The sequence below is a fragment of the Oceanobacillus sp. CAU 1775 genome, assembly GCF_054482815.1.
Map to the genome: position 1 here is coordinate 615510 of NZ_JBTLRO010000001.1, position 13200 is coordinate 628709.

The 13200-nt window shown below is 39.8% G+C and carries 13 protein-coding genes; 12 read left to right on the forward strand and 1 reads right to left on the reverse strand.

The features are described 5' to 3' along the window. Positions 1-195 precede the first annotated feature (195 nt). From ACXYMZ_RS02900 to ACXYMZ_RS02955, 12 genes are all read left to right on the forward strand, one after another. The gene (locus tag ACXYMZ_RS02900) at positions 196-1593 is read left to right on the forward strand and encodes an NAD-dependent succinate-semialdehyde dehydrogenase (protein WP_458946849.1); all 1398 of its coding nucleotides are present in this window, start codon (positions 196-198) and stop codon (positions 1591-1593) included. Positions 1594-1778: 185 nt separating this feature from the next. After that, positions 1779-3188, forward strand: a complete 1410-nt coding sequence (locus ACXYMZ_RS02905; protein WP_458946850.1) for a hypothetical protein — start codon at positions 1779-1781, stop codon at positions 3186-3188. A gap of 115 nt (positions 3189-3303) precedes the next feature. Beyond that, on the forward strand, positions 3304-3516 hold the full coding sequence (locus tag ACXYMZ_RS02910) for a hypothetical protein (protein ID WP_458946851.1): 213 nt from the start codon (positions 3304-3306) through the stop codon (positions 3514-3516). Between the two features lie 186 nt (positions 3517-3702). Further along, on the forward strand, positions 3703-4626 hold the full coding sequence (locus ACXYMZ_RS02915; protein ID WP_458946852.1) for a prenyltransferase: 924 nt from the start codon (positions 3703-3705) through the stop codon (positions 4624-4626). Between the two features lie 64 nt (positions 4627-4690). Continuing rightward, positions 4691-5110, forward strand: a complete 420-nt coding sequence (locus ACXYMZ_RS02920) for a hypothetical protein (RefSeq protein WP_458946853.1) — start codon at positions 4691-4693, stop codon at positions 5108-5110. 14 nt (positions 5111-5124) lie between these two features. Then, positions 5125-5589: a hypothetical protein gene (locus ACXYMZ_RS02925; protein WP_458946854.1), complete on the forward strand. Its 465-nt coding sequence runs from the start codon at positions 5125-5127 to the stop codon at positions 5587-5589. Between the two features lie 8 nt (positions 5590-5597). After that, positions 5598-6197, forward strand: a complete 600-nt coding sequence (locus ACXYMZ_RS02930) for an SCO family protein (protein ID WP_458946855.1) — start codon at positions 5598-5600, stop codon at positions 6195-6197. Positions 6198-6209: 12 nt separating this feature from the next. Next, complete coding sequence (locus tag ACXYMZ_RS02935; protein ID WP_458946856.1) at positions 6210-6980, forward strand: hypothetical protein; 771 nt, start codon at positions 6210-6212, stop codon at positions 6978-6980. 671 nt (positions 6981-7651) lie between these two features. Continuing rightward, positions 7652-7948: a hypothetical protein gene (locus ACXYMZ_RS02940; protein ID WP_458946857.1), complete on the forward strand. Its 297-nt coding sequence runs from the start codon at positions 7652-7654 to the stop codon at positions 7946-7948. 20 nt (positions 7949-7968) lie between these two features. Further along, the gene (locus ACXYMZ_RS02945; protein ID WP_458946858.1) at positions 7969-8268 is read left to right on the forward strand and encodes a hypothetical protein; all 300 of its coding nucleotides are present in this window, start codon (positions 7969-7971) and stop codon (positions 8266-8268) included. 31 nt (positions 8269-8299) lie between these two features. After that, positions 8300-11944, forward strand: a complete 3645-nt coding sequence (locus ACXYMZ_RS02950) for a multicopper oxidase domain-containing protein (RefSeq protein ID WP_458946859.1) — start codon at positions 8300-8302, stop codon at positions 11942-11944. 13 nt (positions 11945-11957) lie between these two features. Next, entirely contained in the window at positions 11958-12713 is a 756-nt protein-coding gene (locus tag ACXYMZ_RS02955) for a hypothetical protein (RefSeq protein WP_458946860.1), read from the forward strand. Between the two features lie 21 nt (positions 12714-12734). Here ACXYMZ_RS02955 and ACXYMZ_RS02960 read toward each other — a convergent pair whose 3' ends face one another. After that, complete coding sequence (locus tag ACXYMZ_RS02960; RefSeq protein ID WP_458946861.1) at positions 12735-13058, reverse strand: hypothetical protein; 324 nt, start codon at positions 13056-13058, stop codon at positions 12735-12737. Positions 13059-13200: the final 142 nt, after the last annotated feature.

Consider the following 13200-nt stretch of genomic DNA (forward strand, 5'->3'; position numbering starts at 1 on the left):
GTGAAAACGTATTCATTGTCAATAAATGTTGATTAGATATGTCTTAGCATTTTTGTATTAATAAATATACTATTAAATCAATAAAAATACGTAATAAATTTATTGTGTTTTTACAAAGATTAATCTATGAAACTAAATATTTTATGAAAACGTATGTATTAACTTCTAAGCTCAAATATAGAGGGAGTTGTAAAAATGGTAGACTTGTTAACTGTTAAAAATCCCGCGACAGGTGAAATTGTAAATACGGTGGAAAGGGATTCTGTAGAAGAAATTGAAAATAAGATAGAAGATGCACATGTTGCATTTTCTTCTTGGAAAAAAAGAAATGCTCATGACCGTTCAAGTTTATTGAAAAAATGGTCTCAATTAATTCAAGAGAATAAAGAAGAGATTGCGGAGTTAATGACCAGGGAAAATGGGAAACCGATTTTTGAATCACGCGGAGAAGTAGATTATGCGACAAGCTATATTGATTGGTATGCGGAAGAAGCAAAGCGAATTTATGGTCGGATTATTCCAAGTCATGATAATGCAAAAAAATTAGAAGTAACGAAGCATCCAATTGGTGTCGTTGCAGCAATTACACCGTGGAACTTTCCAGCTGCAATGATGACAAGAAAAGCAGCTCCAGCACTTGCTGCTGGATGTACTTTCCTTGTTAAGCCAGCTGAAGAGACGCCGCTAACGACAATTAGATTAATTGAACTAGCACATGAAGCAGGTATTCCAAAAGACGTTCTGCAATGCGTGAATGGAAGAGGAAGTGTCGTTGGAGATATTTTTACGGAGAGTAAATTGATTCGAAAGATTACTTTTACGGGATCTACATCAATAGGAAAAAGTCTGATCAAATCCAGTGCAGAAACGGTGAAGTCTGTAACGATGGAATTAGGTGGCCACGCTCCGATTATTGTTGCCGAAGATGCAGACATCGAGCACGCAGCTAAACAAGCAGTTCTCTCTAAGTTTCGAAATGCCGGACAAACCTGTGTCTGTGCGAATCGAATTATCGTACACGAATCCATTTTAGAAGAATTTTCAAAAGCCTTCGTTGCTGAAACAAAAAAGTTAGTTGTCGGAAATGGGTTAGAAGAAGAGACGACAATCGGACCTGTGATCAATAAAAAAGCATTTGATAAGATTGTTGAACAAATTGATGATGCGGAAAGAAAAGGTGCAAAAGTATTAACTGGTGCAGAATATAATACAGATGAAGATAAAGGATACTTTTTTATTTCGCCAACGGTCTTAGCTAATGCTACGGATGACATGCAAATTATGCATGAAGAAACGTTTGGACCAGTCGCACCTATTATTTCATTTTCAGATCTCGATGAAGCTATTAAAATTGCGAATGATACACCGTATGGTCTAGCTGCATACTTCTTTACAAACGACTATAAAATTGGTCATTATTTGTCCGAGAACTTAGAGTATGGCATTATTGGATGGAATGATGGCGCTGTTTCAGCAGCGCATGTACCTTTTGGTGGAATGAAAGAAAGTGGTCTTGGAAGAGAAGGTGGAACGGAAGGAATCGAAGCGTATCTTGAAACGAAATATGTATCAATGGGGAATTTGAATTTTTAATATATTCTTCAATTGTACAGGAAAGAGAATAACATTCAAGAGTAAATATTAACAATTGGGGACAGTTTAGAGCTGTCTTCTATTTTTTTGAAAACTTTCAGGAATTGCCCCACTCCCTAGCTTTTCCCACCCGTTTATGTCAAAATTAATATATCAAACTATCGTCGCAACAGGGAGTCTTGCCAATGCTTAGCTTTAATAAAACGGGTTTAAGCTTATCAATTATTGTATATGCTGTATTGCATTTTTTTACTTATTTTTATGAAAATGCTTTGCTACATACAATTTTATCGCTATCAGGTTTCGGTATCCTGATTTTTAGTGTACTGATTTTATCCGTGAAAAAACTAAAATTACCTTTAGCATTGGTCTCTGTTGGGATTGTAATCTTGCTCATATCAGGAACTTCACTAGTTGAAGGACTTTATCATGGCCTGGTTTTCATGCGTAATATGGTTGGATTACTGATTATCGTACCGCTGATTAGTTGGGTATTGCGCGAAGAACCTTATATGGAAGCAATTGTCGGCTTCGGACATAAATTATTGAATACAAGTCGTAGGTTTTATCTAGGCGTGATCTCATTTACACAAGTCATCGCGTATTTTCTTTTGTTTGGTTCCATACAGATGGTGTATCATTTCGTTGATCAAATTTTGGAAGATAAGAAAGGCGAGGCTTGGGAAAATTTTAAAGGGACAGCGTTACTACGGGGATTTGCATTATCAACGCTTTGGGTCGTAAGTATTCCGAGCTTTGTTTTCATTGTAGAAATTATGGATGCTTCTTTATATATTTCAATTTTACAAGGGTTAGGCGCAGCGATTGTCGGTGTTGTGATTGCAATGATTTTTTCCTACTTTGAAGAGAAAAAATATGGTGTGGACTTAACGGCAGGACTGCAATCGGAGTTTGCAGAGGTGCTCGGTGAAAGTAAATTAAATTATCGTCGGATGAAAAGGGATCTAATCGAATTCGTTGTATTGTTCGTTTCGCTATTTGGAACGATTTTTATTGTGCAAGCATTTGTGGAAATTGAATTACTTGTATTGATTCCGCTCGTTGTAGTTGTGTGGATTATTAGTTATTTTCTCTATAAAAAACGACCTCATAAACTATGGAAACAAACACGAGAGCATTTTAAAGATGGGATAGTATCTAGTTCGTATCAGCTTTGTGTCATGCTTGGTGCAGGTACAATGATTTATGCCTTGAATCAGACTGGCTTTGCGGTCATGGTTGTGGACGGAATTTATGAGCTTCAAGCAACGTTCCCATTCCTGAATTTATTATATTTCTTACCATTTATTATTATTATCTTAGGATTCTTCGGCCTTGGACCACTAACAGTAATGGCGCTCGTTGGTGGGATTTTGGGAAGTATCGATTTGCCGTATCCACCAGAGGTTATCGTGCTAGCAATTACTTCAGGAAGCGCAATATCGATTCTGTTGTCGCCATTAATTATGCCAGTCATTACATTGAGCGGCGCAAATGGACTCAGTGTGTTTAAAAATGGTGTTGGGTATAACTGGAAGTATGCGGTGGTGTTGTATGTTGTAGTGCAGGTTTATGTGCAGATTATGGTGTGGTAGGTAGTTATGAAAATGTTTTAATTGTATTTTGCGATTATACTGATAATCTATTAAAATGAATTTAATATAATTAGGTTAGAGCATCTAAATATTTCTGTAATGGGAGGTCCGAATGATGGGCGTTTCAAAATGGGATTTATTTAAACTAATTGAGAAATTGCCAGATGAAAAATACGCGGAAATAAAGAGCTATCTAGATAAGCTTATAAATCTTGAAGAAGCGTTTCTAGATAAAGAATCTAAAGACGAGCTGGAAAAATCACTTGATGAATATGAAAAGGGTGAGTATTTTACTTTTGATGAAGTGTTCGGAAAAGGTGAGGAATGATGGATTAACCAATCTTGACCGTTTAGCAAATTAGAAGCTATCTCTCAATATTCATACATATCGTTATGCCACTCAAACCATTTCTTCCATTACCTCTATCCAATGCTTCACTTTTTAACTTCTTCAGGGTTTGAACGCAAACATTTAGTGAAAAACTACTATTAATTCGTAGCAGGAGGAATTCCAATGGAAAGTTCAATAAGTAAAAGTTTGCGGAGCGGATGGATGGTACTTCGAATCATTGCTGTTGTGTCTTCAAGTTTTGTTGCTATTCTCGCAAGCTTACTTCCACTTTTTCTACATACATCGATTCCTACCATGCATTTAGTGTTGATGTTTCTCTTTCTTAGTTTTGGCGCTCTGACTGTTCATGGTGGCTTAACACATTTATTTAATGATTATGCTGATTTCCTTTCAGGCACCGATGAACATAGCCCTGCCGTTTTATCAGGGGGAAGTCGTGTGATCCAGGAAGGAATGCTAGAACCAGCCCATGTTTATAAACTCGGCAAATGGGTTGCAGCTGCATTGCTTCTATTTGGTTTTATTATGGCACTTTTAGGAAGAGTTGAAATCACAATCCTAATCGTCGCTGGAGTCTGGGCTGCGATATCCTATTCGCTTCCACCATTTAGCTATAGCTACCGCCCATTTCTCGGTGAATGGCTCAGTCTATTCCCTGCAATTTTCTTCCTAGGCATCGCTGGCCCGTGGATTCTTTTGGACACAATTCCACTTTGGGCTTACCAACATGCCATCATCAATGCGCTCATTTGCATGGGGTGGGTGATGGTGCATCATATTCCTGATATGGAAGCTGACAAGCAAGCGACTCCGAAGAAAAACACTACCGTTGTGTGGATTACTGAAAAGTTTGGGGTAAAATATGCCTTCGTTCCAGCTTTTCTCTATTTATTTCTCGCTGTACTATGTGCCGTGTGGGTCGGAGTAGACAGGCCGTTTGCAGCAGGAATTGTAGCTGCCGTACTTTTAATTGGTATCTTTCTCGTGTTGAAAGTGAACCCCGAAGATGTAAATCAAGTAACAAATGTAGAAAAAATATTACTCCTAATTGCGATTATTGTTGGAGTTACTCTCGGAATTTTATAAAAAGGGTATACGTTTGTATACTCTTTTCAAATTTTAAGCATAAGCTAAATAAGAGGTGAACTAAATGAATAGTATTTATACTGTTCTATTTTTTTATGGAAATTTCCTCGTAATAGCTGTGCTTTATTTTTATCTTTATCGCATAAGAAAGTTGATTGGTTTTCAGCTTGGCATGAATATCGCAATGTTGATGGGCGGCATGGTCGCGCTCGCTTCCGGTGTAATCCTAAGTTTGCAATATCCCTTTCACTTCACGGAAATTACAATTATCTCGGCAGTTATTGGCATGATCGTTGGTGGCGCATTCGGTGCGATGTTTGATTACCAAACCTTTGTGACGGGTTTCACGAATGGATTACTAATTGGTATTATGGCACCGATGATTGGTGCAGTTATGGATAACAGTCGCATCTTCCTTGTTTTCGTAGAAATTCTTCTTGGTGTGTCCATTGCTTTGGTGGTTATCTCTAGGAAAAGTTCCTAGCAAGGAGTGATGGGATGACGCTATTTTTGAGCATTGCCTTAGTCGTGAATATTTTCGTCAGTTGGAAAAGCTACACTATTTTAAGGCGTTCACGAAAATTATTTAGTGATCGTTATGCAATGGTAATCTCGCTAAGTGCTTCAATGGTTGTTGGACTTGTTCTTAGTTTAATTGGAACTTTTATTTTACCATTTTCTTTTTCTATTTTAGCAATTGTGTTTACGAGTTTCGGGGGAGTAATTGGGATTCTCTTCGGTTCCATGGTAAAACTTCATTCGGTGCTGTCAGGTTTTTTTGGCGGAACGATGGGTGGCATGACCGGTGCGATGGTTGGAGCAGTTGTACTAGATCCCACTTTATGCGGATTGCCCTTAACAAGCGCTGGGATTATCGAAACAAACATGATTATTTTTAGCATCTTTATGACGGTGGTTTTTCTGTTAGCTTTTCGGATAATTATTTATTCCATAAGGGTGTGAAGCATAGCATGATCACAAAGCATACGAAGCGCGCCATACTCGGATTGATCGTTTTGCTTGGAGCCTTTCTCGTTATTAAGCTTTTTGAGATTAATAACCGCTTACCATATATCGCCGAGGTAAATGCTAATGAGCTCGATTCAGTACTAACTGAAGAATATAGTTTTGATAATGAGAGCATAAAAATTGTCGCGTTTATTTTTACGAACTGTCCAGATATTTGCCCGATGACGATGGTTGATTTAGCTGTGCTTCAGGAGCAGTTAAAAGTGGAAGCGATGTTTGGTACAGATGTAGATATTGTCACAATTACGCTTGATCCGGAAGTTGATACGGAGGAAGTATTAAAAAACTATGCGGCGAATTTTAGCGTCGATTCTACTGGTTGGTATATTTTACGAGGAACGAAAGGTGAAACGAAAGAGATTGCTGAGCAGTTTGGGATGTATTATATGAAGGATGAAAATGGTTTTGTCACGCATAGTACGAATATGTATTTAGTAGATAGAGAGAATCAAATTCGCGCGACACATGCGATGAATATCGCGGGGAAGCAGGTGAACACGGAGAAGTTAATGGAAAATATCAGTCGTTTACTTGATGAATAAAGGGAGGACGGCATGGGGGAAGAAATCAGGCATGATGCATATGTGAAGGAATTATTGGAGCAGAGGAAAAAGGAAGAGGCAACGAAGGATCCAATCAATGAGCGAAATCTAGCAAAAGGGGAAGGACTGACATCGCCAACGAATCTCGCAACGACGGAAGAAACAAAGGTATTTAAACAATATATGGATCAGAAAAATTTATTTCAAGTGACAGAAGCAAGACCACATCTGAAAAAAGCATTAACATTGAAGCGTTTTTTTAAAATGAAGCGGAATCAGCAGGTGGAAGTCTATCACCAGGTGCATGGAGAGTCGCAGTATACAGAGGGAAAAGTGAATGCGATTGGGAGAGACTTTGTCATGATTACGAACTTGAAGAATCGCATCTGGATTCCGTATGAGAAAATCGACTCAGCGAATGTGCCTTACGGGATTCCAAACTACTCAAACGCCCACCAACATTATATTTACGATAATGACCTTCGAATGAAGCTACTCCAGAACTTTGGCGCCACGGTTTCGCAACGAGAAATTCTCATCCAACAATTTCATGAAGAAACGCTCCGTACAAATCTTGCTAGATGGAAAAATACTTGGGTTGAGGTTGGGTGTGATGATGGTAAAAAGTTTTTTGGGAAAATTGATGAGACGACGAAAGAGTCTATTACATTGCGAGGTTGGAAGCATCGCTTGAGCGTTCCTTTAAATCGTGTAGAACTCGTGAAGTCATTGCGTTTTCTTAAGATTATAACTCAGATAACGGATTCGATATTCGAGAAGTGATTTTATTGGTCGCTAAAAGGTGCTAATCAATTTTATGGACCGATAAACTATTTTTATCGGTCGCTAAATGCTGCTAATGGATTTTACGGGCCAATATCCCGTCTTTATTGGTCGCTAAATGCCACTAGTGGGTTTTACGGACCAATATCCCGTCTTTATCGGCCATCAAAATTAGCATCGCCGTTTTTGTCAACCGATAGACTGGTTTTATCGGCCATCAAAATAGGCAACGTCGTTTTTGTCGACCGATAGACTGGTTTTATCGGCTATCAAAATAGGCAACGTCGTTTTTATCGACTGATAGACTGGTTTTATCGGCCATCAAAATAGGTAACGTCGTTTTTGTCGACCGATAGACTGGTTTTATCGGCCATCAAAATTAGCATCGCCGTTTTTGTTGACCGATAGACTGGTTTTATCGGCCATCAAAATTAGCATCGCCGTTTTTGTCGACCGATAGACTGGTTTTATCGGCCATCAAAATTAGCATCGCCGTTTTTGTCGACCGATAGATTGGCTTTATTGGCCATCAAAATAGGCCCAGTCATTTTTGGCAACCGATACACAATTCCAACTAATCACAAAACCCAATCCAACTAATTACCCCAACAATCGAATCCTATATAATCTGCATACAATAAAATAACCCTCAAAAACAAGGAGGACATTCAATGAGTAATGAACAATACGATGATGAGCTTTACCGGGAATTTATGGGGCTTTTAAAGAAAGAGATTTTAATTGTTACCGAATCCCCGCAACTAAACTTGCTTGGTCAAACATTCAGACCAGTATTCACGGGAACAATTGAGGAAGTCGAACTCGGGCATATCACGCTTTTCCCAGTGACGATCAAGATGGTGAACGCACCGTTTTTTAAATATCCAATTCCTTTGAGTATTCCATTTGAAAAAATCGCAGCATTCACTGCAAATTGGGACGGCGAAACGGTCTTTCCATTAACATAAAACCATAAAGGAGGACAAAAATGAAACGCGATATTTTCACAACGGCTGGAAATGTATCGATTAATGATATTCATGATGAAGCACTTATACAGCATTTTATTAATGGAGTAGGAAGCAAGATATTCTTACTCATTCCTAATTTTCCTTTCATGTTAATCGGTAGGATCAAGCAAGTGATTGATGACCATGTCGAAATAGATGTCGAGACTTCGACGCAAGCGATTTTTGAAAAGCGCGTGTGGCAGGTGCATATTCATGCCATTGAAGTTTTCTTTATTGAAGGGGAAGTCGGGCCTAAGATTCCGATATTAAAAGATTAACCACACTCCACAAAGAAAGGAGGCGAACCAAATGAAGCGAAAATTTCATATCGTTGCGATCTCTATACGGATTGTAGTCAATAATTTCGGCGACCACAATCCGAATGGGATGATGTATGTTTTGAAGGAAAATGAAAAGAAAATAAAAAAACTTGTCAAGAAAAATCCGTTCACACCAGTAGACCTCGTCGAACCCCTTGTAATCCGTGCAAATAAAGGGGATGAAATTGAGATCCTTTTCGAAAACGAACTCCCTTTTCAAGCTGGCATGCATTTTCAAGAAGCAGAATATGACGTACGAACTTCAGATGGCGCAAATGTCGGATACAATCCAAATACACTCGTTAAACAAGGTGAAAAAATCCAGTACAACTTAAAACTCATACATGAAGGTGTCCATTTCTTTTCGGATTTAGGGAATGTTTCTAGTTCAGAAAAGGGATCGAATGGAAATGGGCTCGCAGGTGCAATTTTCGTACAGAAGCGTGGTTCCTCTTGGACAGATCCAGTTACTGGCGGACCAATTAAAAGTGGCATGTTTGCTGATATTCATCATCCGTTTTTGCCATCGTTCAGGGAGTATGGTTGGTTTTTCACAGATGAAATGGAAGTCGACGATCTGACGGGAAATCGCCCGCTAAATCCTGTGACAGGACAAGAGGCGGAGTCTTTCCATGGGGTAAATTATCGTTATGAACCCGAATGGCGCAGGAAGCAGTTAATCGATGAAGCTGTTGTTGCTCCTGACGCTGACGGGGAGGAAGTGCATCATGATTCATGGGTGTATGGAGATCCAGCGACACCAATTCTCAGAGGATATGTTGGTGATCCCGCGTTAATTCGGGTTATCCATGGCGGCGTGAAGGAAACGCATGTCTTCCATTATCATGTGCATCAATGGTTTAAAGACCCGCAAAATACGAATTCAGAAATACTCGATTCCCAGTCGATAAGTCCGCAATCACATTATGATATTCAACCATTGTATGGGCTTGGTAGCCTGCATGGGGCAATTGGTGATGCGATTATTCACTGTCACCTTTATCCACATTTCGGTGCGGGGATGTGGGGAATGAACCGGCTCTTTGACACACTACAAGACGGCTCGCAATGTTATCCAAATGGAGTGCCAATTAAAGCGCTGCAACCTTTACCAGATAGAAAAGCACCACCAAAACCAACAAAAGAACGTCCAGGCTTTCCGAATTTTATCCCTGGAAAAGTAGGGTATAAAGCACCGCGTCCACCCCTTGGAATTGTTGGTGGCAGGGGGATGACAGAGCTTGAAGAAAATGCTGCGATTCCAAATCCTCGGCCTGGAGCAGTTTTCTCTGATCCCGTTTTACAAAATGCAGTCGTTCATGAGTTTAATGTTTCGCTAATTGAATTACCAATCGTTTATAACCGCGAAGGCTGGCATGACCCAAAAGCGCGGATATTCGTGTTTGATGAAGATATCGAGGATGTTTGCTCGGGGAAAAAAGAACCTGAACCACTTGTTTTCCATACACCTGCAGGGTCTTGCCTAAGAATTAATTACACAAACCGAGTGCCGCATGTATCTGATGGCGATGCTTTTCAGCTTGTCACAAGGACATATGAAAATGGCCTCCATATCCACTTTGTAAAATTCGATGTATTAGTGAATGATGGTGCAAATGTTGGCTGGAATTATGATTCAGGAGTTTTACCTGGCGAGACGATTCGCTACGAATACTATGCAGATTCTGAGTTAAAAGCATGGTTTTTCCATGATCATTTATTTGCGACGATCCATCAGCAACGCGGGGTATTTGGCAGTGGAGTGATTCATCCGCGGTTTTCTAGCTTTTTAGATTCCGAAACTGGAGAAAAAGTGAGCCAAGGGACGGAGATTACGGTAACACACCCACTCATTCCCGATTATCGTGATTATGCTTTATTTGTCCAAGATTTTACCCTGTTATTTAATAAAGACGGTATTCCGTTAAGTCCCCCGAATTTCCCAGGTTCTCAAGATGACCCAGGTGTGTTCGGTGTGAATTATAAAAATGAACCACTACAGTTCAGGCTTGGTGACGATCATGACCCAGCGTATTCCTTTAGTTCCTATGTGAAGGGGGATCCGATTACGCCAGTTTTCAAAGCATATGAAGGAGATACGATTCGCATTCGTTTGCTTCAAGGTGCGCAGGAAGAGTCGCATAGTTTTAATCTTCATGGACTTAAATGGCTGAGAGAGCGCCAAGATTTAGATTCTGAAAGTGAAGCCCAGAAGCATATCGGTATTTCGGAATCCTTTACTTTTGACACGTATATTCCGAGAGCTGGCGATTATTTATGGACATTTGAAACGGAAGAAGACCTTTGGAATGGATTGTGGGGATTAATCAGAGCATACGACGCGAAAGTGCCAGACCTGATTCATTTAGCAGATCGCACACCTCCACACGAAAGAACGAAAGACCTGCCAAATCCTACAGGAAAACCTCCAGAAAAAGCGAAGGACGTTTGGAGTGTTGGTCCTCCACATAGTAAAATTCGTCGCTATGATGTCGTCGCATTTCAAACACCGATTCAGTACAACAAATATGGTGACCATGATCCATACGGAATTATTTTTGCGCTTGAAGAAGACCGCCAAGCAATTCTCGAGGGAAAAAAATCACCAGAACCACTTATATTACGAGGAAGAGTTGGAGAAACAGTTGAGATAAAATTAACAAGCATGTTGAAAAAAGAGCTGTTTGAGTTCGAGAACGGAATTTATCCTTATCCACGAGTGAAGGAGCAGGCATTTTACCCGTCGTCCCTACGCATTTCCCTACATCCTCAAATGCTTGATTATGATGTGCAAACCTCAGCTGGTGAGACGGTCGGATTTAATCCTGATCAAACGGTTGGACCTGGGGACGAAATCACGTATCGCTGGTTTGTCGACGGGGCGCATGGTGCATGCGGGTTATGGGATATGGCAGACATTCGCAACCATCGTTCGCAAGGGGCATTTGGTGTGTTTATTGCAGAGCCTAGGGGGACGGAATGGCTTGATCCATATACGTTAAAAACAATTCAAACAGGGGCGACTGCTATTCTCAAAAATCCATTTCTTCCGAGCGTAAGAGAGTTTGTCATGATTATGCATGATGGACTGCGCTTACGGGATGCAAATAATGAAGTAATTATTGATCCGTTAGACGGAGTATTACTTGGAACGGACGAGGAAAATGATGATTTAGCTGACACGTATGATGATGGATCGCGGGGCTTTAACTATAAATCGGAGCGACTGGTTAATCGCTATAAAACGCATAAGCAATTAGAGGATATGTTTAATTCGGAGGTATTTGGTGATCCTGCGACACCACTATTTGAAGCATACGCTGGAGACCCTGTAGTTGTCAGGCTTGCGGTCCCTGCAGAACGAAGACGTGCACATACTTTTCATCTGCACGGCCACTCCTGGAACTTCGATGCAAATGATATTAATTCTCGAGTAGAATCCTTTGTTGGTCATAATGTGTTGGGGAAAAAAGCGAATTTAGATTTGATTGGCGGAGCAGGCGGCTTGTTTCATCGTCCGGGTGATTATATGTATCGTTCTGGAAATGTGATGTGGGATATTGAGCTTGGTATGTGGGGGATTATGCGGATTCATGAGAGGCTGCAGCGGCATTTGAAGGCGTTGGATAAATAAAGGTGGTGAACGTATGGAAAAAGAAACATGTATAACATGTGGTGAATATGTTCCAGTCGGAGCGGCTGATGATTTTTGTATTCCCCATTGTGATTGTCCTGAAAAAATTGACCAGCCAAGCTTTCCTTCACCAACTACATGTATGTCGAGTGACGAAACAGATTTACTCGAAGCAAGAATAAATAAAGCCAATCAAAAATTACTCAATTTGGCACTTTCAGGTGAAAGAGGAGTTAATGAAGTTTTTCAAAATGCATTTGATGGATTGCAAGGGCAAGCAGTGAAAGTAAAACTTCATAGCAGCTCGGGTAAAAAACAATCCAGATGGGGCAGGGTAATTTTAGTAGGCTTTGATTTTGTCTTATTGGAGACGAAATCAGAAACAGAAATAATCATTCCTTACGAAAAAATAATGAAGTTAAAATTAAGGGGACGATATCGAGCACCGGAAGATGAAGCAGAATTAGAAAAAATTGAGCCTTGCTTTAGAAGGCGCCTAGCTTTTCAATTTGGAAAAACTGTCGCAGTGTCGCCAGAGTTAATTCAAATCTTTTTCCGATTGAGTTTGAGCGCTTATTTATTGCTTATGGTAAATAAGCGGGTTCGAGTTGCACTAGAGAATTACTCGGTGAAAGGCGAGCTAATGAATGTTTATAAGGATAGGATTACGCTAAGAGCTGGTAAGGATAAAATAGAAGTAAAGATTGCGGATATCTGTAGCATCTCCATACTTGAAAATAGTAAGAAAAAAGCAACTGTCAGGGATTGACCTTCTGGCAGTTGCTTTATGTTAAGCGTCTTTAAATCTAATATCATTAATTTCTGCGAATGGAAGGATAAGCACTTTCCCCAATCTGACAATATCCACTTCTATAAAATCAGAACCAACAAAACAAATCCTCGCTTCAATATCTTTAGCATTCTCCAATTCTAATATCACCACTCGACCAACAAGCTTGCGCAGACGATAATTCAAGTTATCTTTTAGACCGCTGAGACGGATTCGAAAACGATTAGCGCATAAAGCGTGGCTACAACGGCAGTTAGAATTTTGATGATCGGAGCAATTACAGTTTTCAAAGATTTCCCTACTTAGGTGTTTTATATCGAGCATTTTATCATCCCTCAGTATTTACAATCTTATATTAGTATATGTTTTCAAGTAACCTTCGGAAGTGGGTAAAAGCATAAATATAAACTAATTTATTGAGAATGATTATCAATTAATGTATATTAGATGTAGAAGAAAACTTTAA